This is a genomic window from Ancylobacter terrae, from assembly GCF_045108345.1.
Taxonomy (GTDB): domain Bacteria; phylum Pseudomonadota; class Alphaproteobacteria; order Rhizobiales; family Xanthobacteraceae; genus Ancylobacter.
The window spans coordinates 2349734-2365437 of record NZ_JBJGXH010000001.1; the positions used below are offsets into that span (position 1 = coordinate 2349734).

The 15704-nt window shown below is 68.0% G+C and carries 13 protein-coding genes, 2 pseudogenes and 1 riboswitch; all 15 genes and pseudogenes read right to left on the reverse strand.

Annotation, left to right across the window (positions count from 1 at the left end; genetic code table 11):
* Window positions 1-21: 21 nt before the first annotated feature.
* The 15 genes and pseudogenes from zigA to ACEUEL_RS11370 all read right to left on the reverse strand — a co-directional run bounded on the left by zigA (window position 22) and on the right by ACEUEL_RS11370 (window position 15672).
* Window positions 22-1236 (reverse strand): zinc metallochaperone GTPase ZigA, encoded by a 1215-nt coding sequence (gene zigA, locus ACEUEL_RS11300; RefSeq protein ID WP_405704920.1) that lies wholly within the window; start codon window positions 1234-1236, stop codon window positions 22-24.
* Window positions 1237-1325: 89 nt separating this feature from the next.
* Window positions 1326-1706, reverse strand: coding sequence for an acyl-CoA thioesterase (locus tag ACEUEL_RS11305; protein WP_405704922.1), 381 nt, complete (start codon window positions 1704-1706; stop codon window positions 1326-1328).
* Window positions 1703-4065, reverse strand: a pseudogene (gene metE / locus ACEUEL_RS11310) (5-methyltetrahydropteroyltriglutamate--homocysteine S-methyltransferase). Before metE ends, ACEUEL_RS11305 begins: the two are co-directional and overlap by 4 nt.
* Window positions 4066-4176: 111 nt before the next feature.
* Window positions 4177-4389: riboswitch (cobalamin riboswitch) on the reverse strand.
* A 47-nt stretch (window positions 4390-4436) separates the two neighbouring features.
* Window positions 4437-4550 (reverse strand): annotated as a pseudogene (locus ACEUEL_RS11315) (hypothetical protein); the annotation flags it as partial.
* 81 nt (window positions 4551-4631) lie between these two features.
* Window positions 4632-5246, reverse strand: a complete 615-nt coding sequence (locus tag ACEUEL_RS11320) for a DUF1989 domain-containing protein (RefSeq protein ID WP_405704925.1) — start codon at window positions 5244-5246, stop codon at window positions 4632-4634.
* Between the two features lie 153 nt (window positions 5247-5399).
* Window positions 5400-7697: a molybdopterin guanine dinucleotide-containing S/N-oxide reductase gene (locus ACEUEL_RS11325; RefSeq protein WP_405704928.1), complete on the reverse strand. Its 2298-nt coding sequence runs from the start codon at window positions 7695-7697 to the stop codon at window positions 5400-5402.
* Window positions 7690-8559, reverse strand: a complete 870-nt coding sequence (locus ACEUEL_RS11330) for a nitrilase-related carbon-nitrogen hydrolase (RefSeq protein WP_405704931.1) — start codon at window positions 8557-8559, stop codon at window positions 7690-7692. The genes ACEUEL_RS11325 and ACEUEL_RS11330 overlap by 8 nt, the downstream gene beginning before the upstream one ends.
* Entirely contained in the window at window positions 8549-9580 is a 1032-nt protein-coding gene (locus ACEUEL_RS11335) for a M14 family metallopeptidase (protein WP_405704934.1), read from the reverse strand. Before ACEUEL_RS11335 ends, ACEUEL_RS11330 begins: the two co-directional genes overlap by 11 nt.
* Before the next feature lie 94 nt (window positions 9581-9674).
* Window positions 9675-10478, reverse strand: a complete 804-nt coding sequence (locus ACEUEL_RS11340; RefSeq protein WP_405704936.1) for an IclR family transcriptional regulator — start codon at window positions 10476-10478, stop codon at window positions 9675-9677.
* A 28-nt stretch (window positions 10479-10506) separates the two neighbouring features.
* Complete coding sequence (locus ACEUEL_RS11345; RefSeq protein WP_405704939.1) at window positions 10507-11109, reverse strand: DUF1989 domain-containing protein; 603 nt, start codon at window positions 11107-11109, stop codon at window positions 10507-10509.
* Window positions 11106-11849, reverse strand: a complete 744-nt coding sequence (locus ACEUEL_RS11350) for an ABC transporter ATP-binding protein (protein WP_405704942.1) — start codon at window positions 11847-11849, stop codon at window positions 11106-11108. Before ACEUEL_RS11350 ends, ACEUEL_RS11345 begins: the two co-directional genes overlap by 4 nt.
* Window positions 11842-12645 (reverse strand): ABC transporter ATP-binding protein, encoded by an 804-nt coding sequence (locus ACEUEL_RS11355; RefSeq protein WP_405704945.1) that lies wholly within the window; start codon window positions 12643-12645, stop codon window positions 11842-11844. Before ACEUEL_RS11355 ends, ACEUEL_RS11350 begins: the two co-directional genes overlap by 8 nt.
* The gene (locus ACEUEL_RS11360) at window positions 12642-13631 is read right to left on the reverse strand and encodes a branched-chain amino acid ABC transporter permease (protein ID WP_405704948.1); all 990 of its coding nucleotides are present in this window, start codon (window positions 13629-13631) and stop codon (window positions 12642-12644) included. Before ACEUEL_RS11360 ends, ACEUEL_RS11355 begins: the two co-directional genes overlap by 4 nt.
* Window positions 13628-14491 carry a branched-chain amino acid ABC transporter permease gene (locus ACEUEL_RS11365; RefSeq protein ID WP_405704950.1) on the reverse strand — a complete coding sequence of 288 codons (864 nt, stop codon included), beginning with the start codon at window positions 14489-14491 and terminating at the stop codon, window positions 13628-13630. The genes ACEUEL_RS11360 and ACEUEL_RS11365 overlap by 4 nt, the downstream gene beginning before the upstream one ends.
* A 35-nt stretch (window positions 14492-14526) precedes the next feature.
* On the reverse strand, window positions 14527-15672 hold the full coding sequence (locus ACEUEL_RS11370; RefSeq protein WP_405704953.1) for an ABC transporter substrate-binding protein: 1146 nt from the start codon (window positions 15670-15672) through the stop codon (window positions 14527-14529).
* Between the last annotated feature and the right edge of the window lie 32 nt (window positions 15673-15704).

Genomic DNA, 15704 nt, shown 5'->3' on the forward strand with positions numbered 1-15704 from the left:
GCCCCCGCCGCTGAGCCGCCCTCACGCCGATACCCGCTCCCACGCCGGAAACGGATCCGGCAAGTGCCGGAACGGCTCCGGATCGAACACTTTCAGCTTCGTCGGACCGACGAGGCACGCGTCCAGCGCCGTGCGGATCGCCGCCTCGTCCATGTTCACGCCGATGAACACCAGTTCCTGCCGGCGGTCGCCGTAGCCGGGCGTCCAGTGCGAGCGAAGCCACGAGCGCCAGTCCGGTTGCGTCGGCCAATGCTCGGTCGGGATGGCGGCCCACCACTGACCGATCGAGCCGGTGCGGCAGATGGCGCCGGCGAGCGACATCTCGCCCACCCGGCGCGGCCGCGTGGCCAGCCAAAACAGTCCCTTGGCACGCACGAGGCCCGGCCATGTCCGCGCCAGGAAGGCGTTGAACTTCTCCGGGTGAAACGGTCGGCGGGCGCGATAGACGAAGCTGGAAACGCCGTACTCCTCCGTTTCCGGCACATGATCGCGGAAACCGTTGAGCTCCTTGAACCAGGTCGGGTGCTCGTGCGCCCGCTCGAAGTCGAAGCGGCCGGTGCCGAGAATGTCCTTCAGCGGCACGGCGGCGTGATCGGTCTCGATGATCCGGGCATCGGGATTGAGCGCCTTCACCACCGCACGTACCTCGGTGCGCCGCGCCGGGTCTACGTCCGACACCTTGTTCAGCACGATCACGTCGGCAAACTCGATCTGGTCGGTGAGCAGGTCGACCAGCGTGCGTTCATCCTCTTCTCCCGCCGTCTCGCCGCGGTCGCGCAGGAAGTCGCGCGAGCCGAAATCCCCGAGCAGGTTGGCCGCGTCCACCACCGTCACCATCGTATCGAGCCGGGCAACGTCGGAAAGCGAAAAGCCTTCCTCGTCGCGGAACTCGAAGGTGGCGGCGACGGGCAGCGGCTCGGCGATGCCGGTGGATTCGATCAGCAGGTAATCGAACCGTCCCTCGCCCGCGAGCCGGCGGACCTCGGCCAGCAGGTCGTCGCGCAGCGTGCAGCAGATGCAGCCATTGGTCATTTCGACCAGCGTCTCCTGCGTGTGCGACAGGTTGGCGCCGCCCGAGCGCACCAGCTCGGCATCGATGTTCACCTCCGACATGTCGTTGACGATGACGGCGACCCGCAGCCCTTCGCGATTGGCCAGCGCATGGTTGAGCAGCGTGGTCTTGCCGGCACCGAGAAAGCCGGACAGAACCGTTACCGGAAGACGTGAGTCCATCATCAATGCGCTCTCCACGTGTATAATGATACATTGTATCATTCACATGCATGAGCGATCCGTTCAAGTGAGCCTGTCGGCTCCTGCACACATCACACGTGGACGGGGACTGGCCGATGGTCGGCGTCGACCGCCACCATGACGAACGTGCCGGTACCGCACCGATAACGCTCGCCGGTGCCGAGGTTTTCCGACCACAGGCGTGTCTCCACGGTCATCGAGCTGCGCCCTGCGCGTGCCCGCCGGGCCTCAACCTCGATGATCGCGCCGGGCCTGATCTCGCGCGCGAACGCGACCGCCGGCGCCGCGGCCATGACCACGGCGCGGCGCGAATGCCCGGCCGCCGCGATGAAGGCAACCCGATCCATGAGAGCGAGGCCGGCACCCCCGAAGAGGGTGCCGTGATGGTTGGTGGCGCCGGGAAAGACGATGTCGATCAGGCGTGTCGTCACCGCGGCCGCAGCCCCGCTCATTCGGCTGCCCTCGCGAGAGGACCGCGCAGGCGACGCGCCGCCGCCACCATATTGATGAGCGCCGGACGCACCCCTCCCATTGCCGCGTCTTCAGCCCGCAATCGGGATTGACCCAGATTTGCGCTGCCGCGAGCCGTTGCGCCGCCCGCTCCAGCAGTTCGACCATCTCCTCGACCGGCGGCACGCGCGGCGAGTGGATGTCGTAGACCCCCGGCCCGATCTCGTTGGGGTAGCGATCGTCGACGAAGGCGTCGAGCAGCTCCATCTTCGAGCGCGAGGTCTCGATGGAGATGACGTCGGAATCCATGGCCGCAATGGCGGCGATGATGTCGTTGAACTCCGAGTAGCACATATGGGTGTGGATCTGCGTCGCGTCACGCACGCCCGAGGCGCACAGCCGGAAGCTCTCCACCGCCCAGTCGAGATAGGCCGCCCAGTCCGCGCGGCGCAGCGGCAGGCCCTCGCGGATCGCCGCCTCGTCGATCTGGATCATCGCCGCGCCGGCGGCCTCGAGGTCGGTCACCTCGTCGCGGATGGCGAGCGCGATCTGCCGGCAGGCGAGGCTGCGGGGCACGTCGTCGCGTACGAAGGACCAGTTGAGGATGGTCACCGGCCCCGTGAGCATGCCCTTCATCGGCCGCTCGGTGAAGCCTTGGGCAAAGCGCCACCACGCGACGGTCATCGGCGCGGGGCGCGAGACATCGCCGAACAGGATTGGCGGGCGGACATAGCGCGAGCCGTAGCTCTGCACCCAGCCATGCTTGGTGAAGGCAAAGCCCGAGAGCTGCTCGCCGAAATACTGCACCATGTCGTTGCGCTCGAACTCGCCATGCACGAGCACATCGAGCCCGATCTCCTCCTGCCAGCGAATGGTGCGGGCGGTTTCCTGCTTCAGGAACGCCTCATACGCCGCATCGCTTAGTTCACCCTTGCCATGGGCGGCGCGCGCCTTGCGCACCTCCGGCGTCTGCGGGAAGGAGCCTATGGTCGTGGTGGGGTAGAGCGGCAAGCCGAGGCGGGCACGCTGCCGTTCGGCGCGATGGGTGAAGGGGCTGGCGCGGCGCGCATCCTCGGGCGTGACGGCCGACAGGCGTGCGGCGACGGCGCTATCGTGCACCTTGGTCGAGGTCTTGCGGGCCTCGGCGGCTCTGGCCGAGGCGGCGAGCTTGCCGAGCACCACCTCCCGCCCGCCCGCGAGCGCGGTGCCCAGCGTGACGAGTTCGTCCATCTTCTGCACGGCGAAGGCGAGCCAGCTCTTCACATCCGGATCGAGCCCCGTCTCCGGCTCGAGGTCGATCGGCACATGCAGCAGCGAGCAGGACGGGGCGATCTCGACATGGTCGGTGCCGCGCTTGCGCACGAAGGGTTCGAGCGTGTCGAGCAGCTTCGGCAGGTTGGCGCGCCAGACATTGCGCCCGTCGATGACGCCGAAGGAAAGAACGAGCCCCGCCCTCGCCTTGTCCGCCACCTCGCGCAGTTGCCCGGCGCCTCGCACCAGATCGAGATGCAGCCCGGCGACCGGCAGGGAAAGCGCGGTGTCGAGATTGTCGCCCAGCCGGCCGAAATAGGGGGTGAGCATGATTTTCAGCCGGGGCAGTGCATGGGCGAAGAAGCCATAGGCCTCGCGTAATGCGGCGCGGGCGGCGTCATCAAGGTCCGTGACGAGACAGGGCTCATCGATCTGCACCCAGTCCGCTCCCGAGGCGGAGAGCCGGCGCAGCACCTCGACATAGACCGGCAGCAGATCGCCGAGCAGCGAGAGCGGGTCGAGCCCCGGCTCCGTCGCCTTGCCGAGCGTGAGGAAAGTCACGGGGCCGAGCAGAACGGGGCGCGTTTCATAGCCCAGCGCCTTCGCCTCGCGGTACTCCTCGACCGGCTTGGCGGAGGTGAGCGCGAAGCGCTGTCCCGGCGCGAATTCCGGCACCATGTAGTGATAGTTGGTGTCGAACCATTTGGTCATTTCCAGCGCCGGGACGCCATGCTCACGGCCGTGCGAATGACCATGGACACATACGGCTTCATCACCCTGCGCCCCGCGCGCCATGGCGAAATAGGTGTCGAGCGGCACCGGCCCGCCGGTCCAGCCATAGGCCGGCGGAATCGCCCCCACCATCACCGCCGTATCGAGCACGTGGTCGTAGAGCGAGAAGTCGTTGGAGGGGATGTTGGTGACGCCCAGCGCCTTCTGCCGTGCCCAGTTGGCGGCGCGCAGGCGCGCGCCCACCTCCAGCAGCGCCGGCGCATCGCTCTTGCCGGACCAGTAGCTTTCGAGCGCGCTTTTCAGCTCGCGGCACGGACCGATGCGCGGCGTGCCGAGGGTGGAAACCGGCACCGTGCCGGCGGAAGAAGGACAGTTCATCGGCTAACCCCAATCAGGATTGGGGGCAAAGGCCGAGCGGACGCGAGGCGCGGCCACGGGCGCACGGCACCGGTGGACGCGCGAACGCACCACCGGGACACCCCGCCCAGGGACGATTATGCTGTCAGGGCAGGTCTCCTGGCTCGCGGGTCACCGCCTCTCGCCCGGCCTTCCCGGAACTTTCGTTCCAGTGACGCGGAATGGACGACAGGCTCGCCGCTTACAGTTGCGGGGGCAGCGCCGGCATTGTCCCGAAAGACTCACCGACTTCCCTCTTAGCTGCGGCGCCAAGAACGCCGCAGAACCATGACCCGCGCAGGATGCCCCTATGGAGGCGACAGGTCAACTGACATAAAGACATGTTTATGTCGTCATATGACGTGCCATCTGGCGGTTCCTCGCGCGGGGGCTTCCAGATGCCTGATCTGGTGGCTCACCACCGTCACCGTCACGCACAGTTCGCCGGCGGCCCGGCGGAAGCTGAGATGGCGCGTCGTGGCCTAGAAGGCGCGGGCGGCCTTCAGCGAGGGCAGCTCACGCCTCGCGATGATCCCTGTTCCGGGCCCTCAGATGACGACGAAGTGGGCGTCCGTCGGCCGCATGTCGTTGACCGGAATCATGTCCTGCGGGCAGGCCGAGAACACGACGATCAGGTCCATCTCGGCACGCAGCGTGACGTACTGGCCTGCCTGGCTGACCGGAGGCTGGAACGAAAGACGGCCGTCCGCATGGACGGGCACGTTCATGAACAGGTTGAGCGGGCTCGGGGTGCCGCGTCCCGAAACGCCCCGCTTCGCCAGTTCGTCCCTGAGATTGTCCGTGCAACTGTCATGGTGCCCGACGGCCCCGAGCTGCCGGTAACGGTGCTCGTCGCAGGCGGCGATCAGCAGGTCGTGGATGCCGGGCGTGGTGTCCTCCACGACGCTCAGCATCGGATTGCGGCGATTGCTGACCAGCGTGTCGCCGACTTTCGGGATGATCCGCAGCAGCGACGCCCGGCTGTGCTCCATCGACAGATGTTCTTCGATGTCGACAGCGTTGAAGGCCCAGGTGTCGACCACCTGCTTGCCGTGCGTGTTGATGACGCGCACGCAAGCGCCCCGGGAGACATAGGCCGACGCGCCCCGCCGCGCGGGGATGGTCTGGAGATTGGCCACGGGCTCGATCGTCACGTCGCTCATTGCAAGCTCCTTGGGATTTTGCGTCGCGGCCACGAGGACCCACCGCTCAATTCGAATCCATTCATTTGATCTGAGTTTACTATTACGAATTGATACGATGCCGGCATGCAGCTGCGCCATCTGGACTATCCAAGTGGGGCAATGCCGGCGGCCTCAGTCCCTTCCGACAGGGGGCGCTGCCGGCGGCTCTCCTCCCGCCCGGTAGAGTTCGACCTCGACCAGCAGAGACTGCGCGGAAGGCCCCTGGCCGAGCGCGGAGGTACCTTCGTCCCGGGTGAGGACGTTCGGATTTCCGTTCAGTTCGAGCGCCCCCGAGGCACCCGCCTCATCGGCCAGATACCAGGCGCCCGTCGCCAGATGCGCGACCCCCGGCAGCAGGTCGGGCGTGGTCACCGCGCCGGCAAGGCAGGCCCCTCGCCCGTTGAACACCCGGACGACGTCACCGTCGCGGATGTTGCGGGCGCGGGCGTCCTCGATATTCATCAGGATCGGCTCGTGGCCGGCGATCTTCGACAGCCGGCTGACCTGCGCGTTGTCGAGCTGGCTGTGAAGCCGTGTCGCCGGCTGTCCGGACAGCAGATGAAGCGGATAGGCGCCGGCTCCGGTCGCGCCGAGCCATTCCTTCGGCGGCAGCCAGACGGGGTGACCGGGGCAATCGGCATAACCGAAGCGGGCGATGGCCTCGCTGAAGATCTCGATGCGGCCCGACGGCGTTGCCAGCCTGAACCGGTCGGGATCGTTGCGAAAGCTCTCGAACAGCGTGAAGGCCTTTTCCGGCGGCGGGATCTCGGCGAAGCCCCTCTCCCAGAAAGCGTCAAAGAGCGGCAGGTCGACATCCTGGGCGAGGGCCCGCTCGCGACAGCGCTCATAGGCGTGCCGCACCCATCCCGCGATATCGCGCCCCTCCGTGTAGGCGGCCTCGACACCCATGCGGGCCGCGAGATCGCTGAAGATGTCGTAGTCGTTGCGGGCGGCGAATTGCGGCGGCACGAGTTGGGGCATCGCGACGAGAAAGCGGTCGCGTGGGGAGGCGCCGATATCGTCGCGCTCGAAGCTCGTCGTGGCCGGCAGCACGATGTCGGCGTGGCGGGCGGTCGCCGTCCACCAGATGTCCTGCACGACGATGGTGCGCGGCCGCTGCCACGCCCGTATCAGGCGGTTGAGGTCCTGATGGTGGTGGAACGGGTTGCCCCCGCACCAGTAGACGAAGCGGATGTCCGGGAAGGTGACGCTGCTCCCGTTGAACGGGATGGTGCGGCCGGGCTCCAGCAGCAGGTCGGCCATGCGCGCGACGGGAATGGCCAGTCCCAGCGGGTTGCGGCCCGACTCCATGGCCGGGGCGGAAACGGGCCGGCGCGGCACGCCCATGCCGTTGATCGATCCGTAGCCGAAGCCGAAGCCGCCGCCAGGAAGCCCGATCTGTCCCAGCATGGCGGCGAGCGCGACAATCGCCCAGTAGGGCTGCTCGCCATGGTCGGCGCGCTGGAGCGACCATGTCGCGGTGATCATGGTGCGCGAGGACGCCATGCGGGCGGCGAGGTCGCGGATCGCGTCCTCGGCGATGCCGGTCAGCGGCGCGGCCCAGCGGGCACATTTCGGCGTGCCGTCCTCGACGCCCAGCACATAGTCGCGGAACCTCTCATAGCCGACCGTGTACCTGTGCAGGAAGGCAAGGTCGGCCCGCCCCGTCTCGATGAGCGTGTGCGCGAGGGCGAGGATGAGCGCGGTGTCGGAACCCGGCCGTATCGGCAGCCATTCGGCGCCGAGTTCCTCCGGCATGTCGGCACGCGAGGGACTGATCGAGACGAACCGCACGCCCGCATCGCGCGCCGCCCGGAACCAGCCCGGGGATTCATGCGCGCCGGCGCCGCCCGTGGTGATCAGCTGGTTGCGTGCCGGCGCGCCGCCGAACAGCACCATCAGTTCGGTGTTCTCGACGAGGGTCGGCCAGTCGCTCACCGGACCGGCGACCGGCTCGATGCCGCCGACGACATGAGGAAGCAGGATCGCCGCGGCGCCCCAACTGTAGTTGGTGACCTGATCGACGCAGCCGCCGATCCGGTAAAGAAAGCGGTGCAGCAAGGTGCGGGCATGGTTGATCCTGCCGGCGCTCGACCAGCCATAGGAGCCGCCGAAGATGGCCTCGTTGCCGCCCTCCGCCCGCGCCTCCTGCAGCCCCTGCGCCACCAGCGCGAGCGCCGTGTCCCAGTTCACCGGCACGAAAGTCTCGCCGCCCCGCCGGCGCCCGGCGTCCGCCGGGCCGCGCCGCAGATAGCCCTCGCGGACCATCGGCTCGCGGATCCGCGTGTCGGAATGCACCGCGTCCGGCACCGAGCGCAGGAGCATCGAGGGGTCGGGATCGCGGGCGAAGGGCTCGACGCCGACGATCCGGCCCCCCTCGGTCAGCGCCTCGAAGGTCCCCCAATGCGCGTGGGTCAGCCGCCTAGCCACTCTCCCCCTCCCGCGCCGTCGTCGCCACCGCCACGGGCCGCGCGTACAGCTCGACCCGGCGGGTGGCGAGGTGGCTCTGGACCTTGCGGCGGGTCGCCTCCGGGTCGGGCCACGTCGCCAGCAGCAGCGCCTCCCCGTCACCCGCGGCCGGCCCGGCGATGGGGCGGCCATTCGGCCCGAGGACGAAGCTGCCGCCGAGGAAGCGCACGCCGTTCTCCGCGCCGATCCTGTCCGCACAGGCGATGGTGAGTTCGTTCGAGCAGGCCGCCGCCGTCGCCAGATGAAACGCCATCGGCACCTGCGCACCCGCCTCATCCGCCTGCCGGGGCGGCGTGAACCAGTTGCTGGGCGCAGCGACCAGCGACGCCCCCGCCAGCGCCAGCGCGCGCGCAACTTCCGGGAACCAGAGGTCGTAGCAGATGGCGAGACCGACCCGGCCCCAGCATGTGTCGGCGCAGACCAGCCGGTCGCCGAGATCGAACAGCCCGCATTCATTGCCGAACAGATGCGTCTTGCGGTAGGTGGCGACGTCGCCCTCCGGGGTGACGAGCACCGCCGTGTTGAACAGCCGGTCACCGGCGCTTTCGGCGAAACCGGCCACGATGTGGATGCCCCGCCGCGCCGCCGCGTCCCGCCAGGCGGTGACGCCCGGCCCCTCCAGCGGCTCCGCATGCGCCCGCAACGTCGCCCGATCGGAGAAGGCGAGGCCGGTTAAGCTGCATTCCGGCAGCACCACCAGCCCGGCGCCGGCATCGGCCGCGCGCTCGATCCAGGCCAGCGAGAGGGCGGCATTGGCCGCGGCGTCGCCGAACACCGGCGCGTATTGGGCGACCGCGACAAGCGGGCGAGCGTCAGCCGTCATGCGTCGTCACCTCGTCCCAGCGGGAGGCAAGAAAGGCGACACGATCGCCCGAATGCACGACCGGATCGCGGCGCATGGCGATGATGTGCGACTCCCCCTCCACGACGATCTCCTCCTCGATGTCGCCGAAGAGGTTGCGGACCCGCCCGAGCGGCGCGCCGGCCGGCAGCACGGTTCCCGGTGTCGCCAGCGGCTCGAACAGACCGCCGCTCGCGGCCAGCTTGTGCGCGCGGGCGGTCACCCGGCGAAGACGCGGCGCGCCTTGCCCCACGCTGTGCTTCTCGATCATGCCTAGCCGGGCGGCGAGGCGCGCGAGCCCGCGCACGCCCTGCTCCACCGCGGCCTCGTCCAGGCATCCCCCCGAGCCCAGTTCCACCATGAACGCTGCCTTGCCGCGGGCGAGCATCTGATAATCCAGCGCCCCGGCGATGTTGCCGGGCAATTCCCCCCCCGCCCCGCTCACCGGCATGCGGCAGGCCACCGTCGGCTCGAAGCAGGAAATGAGGGAGAGCAGGCGGCTTTCCGGCACGCTCCCGTTCGGATGAACCTTGTAGACGGCGTAGGGAAGCGCGGTGAACGGCGTGCCGAGCGTATGAATGTTCACGGTGACGTCGGCCTCGCCGCCGAAGCGTTCGAACAGCTTGGCCGCCAGACGTTCCGTGGCAAAGCCGTCGGCGCGGCCGGGAAAGCTCTGGTCCATGTCTATGCCGTCGATGGCGGTGGTCTTGCGCCGCTCGTCGAAGGCCAGCACGTTCGACACCGGCGTGACCACCACCGTGCCGGCGAGATCGGCGGTGCGGACGCGCTCGAAGAACCGCTGCGCGGCGAACACGCCGTTGATCTCGTCGCCATGCACCGCCCCGTTCACCCACAGGCATGGCCCGGGCTGCCGGCCCCGGCGGAGCATGTAGGGCACCTGAACGGGCCGGCCGCTCGCCAGGGTGCCGATCTCGATCGCTCCGCGCTCGACCTCTGCCGAGCCGGCACTGGCGGCCCGAATGACTGTGCCCTGTTTCAACATATGCAACTCCGTCCCGATTATGCGCGCATTTCCTGCGCTTTCCTGCCGGCTCGGTCACTCCGCTTCGAGCCGGTTATCCAATGCGCCGTCCGCCTCAGGCGATGTGCCTCGGCGCAGGCGCGCTCCTGTCGGGCGGCGGGGAATAGGGATAGTCCGCCGCGCCGCATTTGATCGACAGCCTGCGCCCCTCGGTATGCAGCAGAGCGACGAGCGATGGGACTTCGGCCGTATCGAACAGGCGATCCGGAATGACGAGGCCGAGCGCCGCGACCGTCTGGGCGAAGCGGCCGAGCACGGGCACGGCGATGGCGGCGAGGCCCGGCGCGCTTTCCCCGCGCGTGATCGACATGCCCGCGCGGCGCACTTCCGCAAGCTGCCGGCGCAACGCCTCGGGGTCGGTGACCGTCGCCGGGGTGATCGCGGTCGGCGGATGCCGGGCGATGAAGCCGGCGATCAGTTCCGGGTCCATGCCGGCGACCAGCACCTTGCCGGCGGAGGTCGCGAAATAGGGCAGCCGGTTGCCGACGCGCCAGCGCCCGTCGATGTAATGAGGCCCCTCCACCGCCAGCAGATGCAGGACGAGTTCGCCGCGCATCACCGTCAGCGTGGTGGAATGGCCGGTCTGCTCCACGATCTGCCGCATCACCGGCAGCGCCTCATGGGCGATCGGCTGCGACTTCACGTAGTTCGAGCCCAGCTCGAAGGCCGCAAGGCCGATGCGGTAGCGCCGGGTCAGCTCGTCCTGCTCGAGAAAACCGTTGGTGCGGAACACCGCCAGCAACCGGGAGACCTTGCTCTTGGGCAGCCCCGATGCCTCGGCAATCTCCGTCACCGAGAGCGTTTGCTCGTCGGTGTCGAAAAGCCGGAGCAGTTTCAATGCGGTGTCGAGCGTCTTCATAATGCCTGCGTTGATTCGAGCCGTTGGATCATTCGATTATCTCGTAAGCGGCATCGGTGGGCATCTTTCCCAGCCCGTTCACGGTCTGGATGTCCTGCGGGCATGCCGAGATGACCACCAGCAGATCGGCCTCGACGGCAAACAGCACGTGGTCGCCAGGACGGGAGGCCGGCGGCTCGCGGGTGATGATGCCCTCGGCCGAGACGGGAAAGTTCATGAACAGGTTGAGCGGTCCCGGCGTGAAGGGCGACGACACGCCGACCGAAGCGAGCGCCGCGTGGAAATTGTCGTGGCAGTTGTCGTGATAGCCTTTGAACTTCAGGCGTTCATAGGTCTTCGCGCTGCAACAGCACATCAGCGTGTCGTGCACGCCGGGCGAGGTGTCCTCGAGCACGGTGAGCATCGGGGTGAACCTGTTGCTGACATAGGTGTCGCCGACGCCCGGAATGATGCGGCTCGTGGCCGAGCGCGTATGTTCCATCGACATGTACTCGGCCATGTCGCCGGCCATGAAGGCCCAGGTGTCCAGCACCTGCGAACCGTGGGGGTTCGATATCTTGAACGTCTGGCCGCGGCGGAGCGCGACGGCGATGCCGCGGCGGGCGGGGATGATGGTCGGCGATGTGCTCACGCGGCGTCCTCTTCCATGGGCGTGCCGCCGAGAAAGGCGGCCTTGATACGGCTGTCGTGCATCAGTTCGCGGGCCGGCCCGTCGGCGAAGATCCGGCCGAGTTCCAGCACGATGGCCCGGTCGGAGATCATCAGCGAGCCGAAGACGTTCTGCTCGGCCATCACCACCGTCACGCCTTCCTTGCGGATGGAATCGACGGTCTCGAAGACTTCCGCCTGCATCTTCGGCGACAGGCCGAGCGAGGGCTCGTCGAGCAGCAGCAGGCGCGGGGCGCTCTCCAGCACCATCGCGGTCTCCAGGATCTGCTGCTCGCCGCCGCTGAGATTGCCGGCGAGTTCCCGCCATTTGCGCCGCAGCAGCGGAAACAGCGCCGTGACGCGCTCGATCGCCGCGTCCGCCGCCCGGCGCGGCAGGAGGTAGGCGCCCATCTCGAGATTCTCGGCGACGCTGAGCAGCGGAAAGTTGCAGCGCCCCTGCGGCACGATGCCGATGCCCGCCCTCAGCCTGTCCGCCGGCGCGAGGCCATGGACCGGCCGCCCCTCGAAGGTCATGCTGCCGCCGAAGCGCTTGTTGAGGCCGAAGATCGACTTCAGCAACGTCGACTTGCCCGCGCCGTTGCCGCCGATGAGGCTCGTCACCGTTCCCGTCTCGAAGCGGGCGGAGACGTTGCGGACGATCGGCTGGTCGAGATAGCCGGCCGACCAGTCCTCGATGTCGAGCGCGATCGCTTTTCTATCCATGGAAGGCCAGCTCCATGGCAATGGCGTCGGCCTTGCCGAGATAGGCGTCGAGCACGCGCTCGTCCTCGCGGATGATGGCCGGAGGGCCTTCCGCGATCTTGGCGCCCTGTTCCATGACGACGACCTTGTGACAGTGATCCATGATGAACTGGACGTTGTGTTCGACGATGACGAAGGTCTGGCCCTGCCGGTTCAGCTGGTCGATCAGGCCGGCCACCCGCCGGATGACGGTGGGATTCACTCCCGCCAGCGGCTCGTCGAGGATGATGACCTTAGGATCGCTCATCAGTGCCATGGCGAGCGCCAGCAGCTTCTTCTGGCCATAGGACAGGAAGCTGGCCGGAAAGGTCGCCACCGCGCCGAGCCCGACCAGCTCGATCAGCTCGCGGGCGCGCTCGGCCGCCCGCAACTCCGCCCGGCGCGCGGCACCGCCGCCCAGGAAGCTCTGCCACCAGCCGACGCGATCGTAGCTCTGCCGGGCGATCAGCGCGTTCTCGATCAGCGTGAGGCGGTCATAGACCCGCACGTTCTGGAAGGTGCGCACCAGCCCGGCGCGGGCGACGTCCTCCGGCGACGCCGAAGACAGGTCCGCGCCGTCGAGCAGAACCGATCCCCGGTCCGCGAGCGTGAAACGGGTGATGCAGTCGATCGTCGTGCTCTTTCCCGAGCCGTTCGGACCGATCAGCCCGACGATCTCGCCGCGGTTCACGGTGAAGGACACGTCGTCGACCGCGCGCACGCCGGCGAAGGCCTTGGCGAGCGAGCGGACCGCAAGAAGCGTTTCGTCCCGGCTCATGTCTCGAACCTCCGCAGGCGGCGATGGCGACGCTGCTCGATGAGGCCGCCGAGGCCCTGCGGCAGGAACTGGATGGTGACGATCAGCAGCAGGCCGAACAGGACCATCCTGAGTTCGGGCGCCAGGCGCAGCAGCTCGGGAAGCGCCGCGAAGACGAAGCTCATGGCGATGACGCACCAGAAGTATCCGGCCCCGCCGACGATGACGATCATGAGCATCATCTGTGCGTAGTAGATATCGAAGATACCGGGATCGACGATGCCGAGCTTGAAGATGTAGAGCCCGCCGGCGAGACCGCCGATACCGGCCGACAGCGCGAACGCGGCGAGTTGCAGGCGGCGCGCCGAGAGCCCCTGGGACCTCGCGAGATGCTCGTCGAGGTTCGCCGCCACGAAGGCGCGGCCGATGCGCGAGCGGAGCAGCCGCCAGGTCAGGCCGAGCACGACGGCGGAGAAGGCCAGCGCGATCCAGTAGAAATCCTCGGACCGGCTGCCGTCCAGCGTGCCGACGCCGGGAATATGCAGGGTGGGCGATGGCAGTCCCGGTATGCCCATCGGTCCGCGCGTGACGGTGGTCCAGCTCCGCGCCAGCAGCTGCAGCAGCAGGCTGAAGCTGAGCGTAACGACGACGAAGGCATCGCGCGAGACGCGCAGGGCGGCGAGCCCGCCGAGCAGGGCCGCCAGCACGCAGATCGCCCCGGCCGCCAGCGTGGCGGTCCAGACCGACAGTCCCGCATCGGTGACCAGCAGGGCGGCCGCATAGGCGCCCAGCCCCCAGAAACCCACCTGCGCGAAGGACAGCAGCCCGGCATAGCCGTAGACGACGTTGAGGCCGGTGCTGGCGACGGCGAAAAACAGCGCCAGCGTGGCGACGCCGGTGACATAGCTCGAGGGCGACCACAGCGGCAGCGTGAGCAGTACCGCCCCGGCGAGGATGCCGCCGGCGGCCGACAGGCGCGTGGCGGAGCGGGTGGAGGCGGCGATCATATGCGCGCTCCCCGGCCGAACAGACCCATCGGGCTGATCTGGAGCATGGCGATCATGACGAGGAACACCGCCGCGTCCTGCAGCGAGGCCGAGCCGAAACCGCCGGCGAGGCTCTCCGCCACTCCGATGATCAGGCTGGCCACCACCGCGCCGGGCAGATGCCCGAGCCCGCCGATGATGACGATGGCGAAGGCCTTGAACAGGATCGGCGCGCCCATCATCGGGTGGACGGTGAAGACCGGGGCGAGCGCCGCCCCCGCCAGCCCCGCCAGCCCCATGCCGATGACCACCGCGTAGCCGGCCACCACGACGGGCCGGATGCCGACCACCAGCGCGGCTTCCCGGTTCTGGGCCAGCGCGCGAATGGCGAGCCCGAAGCGGGTCCGGGTGAGGACGAGGTGCAGCGACAGGATGGCGACGACCGCGAAGGCGACCGCCAGCGCTTTCACGAGCTCCACCCGGAAGCCCAGGAATTCGAGATCGACGAAGTTGTATTCGGTGTCGATGATGCGCGGCGTCGCGCCGAAAAAGTAGAGAACGCCGTTCTGCAGCACGATGGCGATGCCGAGGGTGAGGATGATGCCGCGCTCGAACTCACCCTTGCGGATGAACCGCAGCGTGAGGACGTAGAGCACATACCCGACCGCGGCGACCGCCAGCATGGCGATCAGCGCGGCTGGAAAGTAGCCCAGGCCGAAATGGGCGACGAGGAGCGCCATGGCCAGCGCGCCGAGCGCATAGATCTGGCCATGGGCGAAGTTGACGATTTCGAGGACCCCGAAGATCAGGGACAGGCCGACGCCTATCAGGGCGTATATCGCGCCCATGATCAGACCGTTCAGGATGAGGGTGGCGATCAACGGAGAATCCTCCCGTCAGGACCAGCAACGAGGTCTCAGGTGCCGAACAGGCCCTTCACCGCGACCTTGCCATTCTCGACGCGCAGGATCACGGCCGAAGGGTGGGCCTGATGGTTGGCGTCGAATTTCAGCTGGTCGCCGAGAATGGTCTTGAAATCCGAGGTCGCGAGCGCGTCGCGGATCTTGGCGGGCTCGCTGGAGCCGGCGCGGGTGATCGCATCCGCCAGCAGCTTGAACGCCGTATAGGACTGGAAGCTCTGGGCGTTCGGCACCTCGCCGAACTTCTTGCGGAAGGCCTCGACGAAAGCCGCGTTGCCGCCGGCCGTGATCAGATCGGAATAGGGATAGACGCTGGTCGCTCCGTTGATGGCGCCGCTCTCGACGATGCGCTCCTGAAGTTCGGAGAACTCGACCCGGCCGGTGAGCGGAATATCGAGCCGCGCGGCACGATACTGGCGCAGGAAGTTCAATTCGTCCGCGCCGTTGAGATACAGCGCGATGGCGCCCGGACGCTCGCTGGCGAGGCGGGTGAGGATGGCGGAGAAGTCCTGCGTGTCGCGGGCGATGAAGTCACCCTTGCCGAGCTCGATGCCGTTCTGCGCCAGAACCTTGCCGAGCGCGGCATGGCCGCCGCGTCCATAGTCGGTATCCTCGCCGACGAAGGCGACCTTCTTAATCTTGCCTTCGGCGATGAGATAGCGCGCGAGACCGACCGCAAGCTCGGCGTCCGACGGGTTGATGCGGAAGCTCCATTTGTTGCCGCCCACGCCGGACAGCTCGGTGATCTTCGGCGAGGTCGCGGTTTCCACGACCAGCGGGATGCCGGCCTTCTCGACGATCGGCAGAATGCTGAGGGTCGCCGAGCTGCACAGCCCGCCCACGATGGCCGACACCTTGCCGACCGCGATCAGCTGTTCGGCGCTGGCCGCGCCCTGCGTCGGGTTGCACTGATTGTCCTGCACCGAGAGAACGATGGGACGGCCGAGCACGCCGCCGGCCTTGTTCAGCTCCTCGATCGCCAGTTCGGCACCCCATTTCTGGTGCTGGCCGAGATAGGCGGCGCCCCCGCTCTGCGGGCCGCTGAGGCCGAGGAGGATGGGATCGGCAGCGGAAGCCGGCAGCGCGCCGAGACCGAGAGCGGCAATGGCGGCAGCCAGGGAAAGCTTGAATCCGATATGCATCAGGCTCATCCTTCGTTAGTTGCATATAATGC

Bases quoted from the DNA above. Each gene is read 5' to 3' on its own strand.
- zigA (WP_405704920.1), bottom strand. From the start codon at position 1,236: ATGATGGACTCACGTCTTCCGGTAACGGTTCTGTCCGGCTTTCTCGGT.
- ACEUEL_RS11305 (WP_405704922.1), bottom strand. From the start codon at position 1,706: ATGAGCGGGGCTGCGGCCGCGGTGACGACACGCCTGATCGACATCGTC.
- ACEUEL_RS11320 (WP_405704925.1), bottom strand. From the start codon at position 5,246: ATGAGCGACGTGACGATCGAGCCCGTGGCCAATCTCCAGACCATCCCC.
- ACEUEL_RS11330 (WP_405704931.1), bottom strand. From the start codon at position 8,559: ATGACGGCTGACGCTCGCCCGCTTGTCGCGGTCGCCCAATACGCGCCG.
- ACEUEL_RS11335 (WP_405704934.1), bottom strand. From the start codon at position 9,580: ATGTTGAAACAGGGCACAGTCATTCGGGCCGCCAGTGCCGGCTCGGCA.
- ACEUEL_RS11340 (WP_405704936.1), bottom strand. From the start codon at position 10,478: ATGAAGACGCTCGACACCGCATTGAAACTGCTCCGGCTTTTCGACACC.
- ACEUEL_RS11350 (WP_405704942.1), bottom strand. From the start codon at position 11,849: ATGGATAGAAAAGCGATCGCGCTCGACATCGAGGACTGGTCGGCCGGC.
- ACEUEL_RS11355 (WP_405704945.1), bottom strand. From the start codon at position 12,645: ATGAGCCGGGACGAAACGCTTCTTGCGGTCCGCTCGCTCGCCAAGGCC.
- ACEUEL_RS11360 (WP_405704948.1), bottom strand. From the start codon at position 13,631: ATGATCGCCGCCTCCACCCGCTCCGCCACGCGCCTGTCGGCCGCCGGC.
- ACEUEL_RS11370 (WP_405704953.1), bottom strand. From the start codon at position 15,672: ATGCATATCGGATTCAAGCTTTCCCTGGCTGCCGCCATTGCCGCTCTC.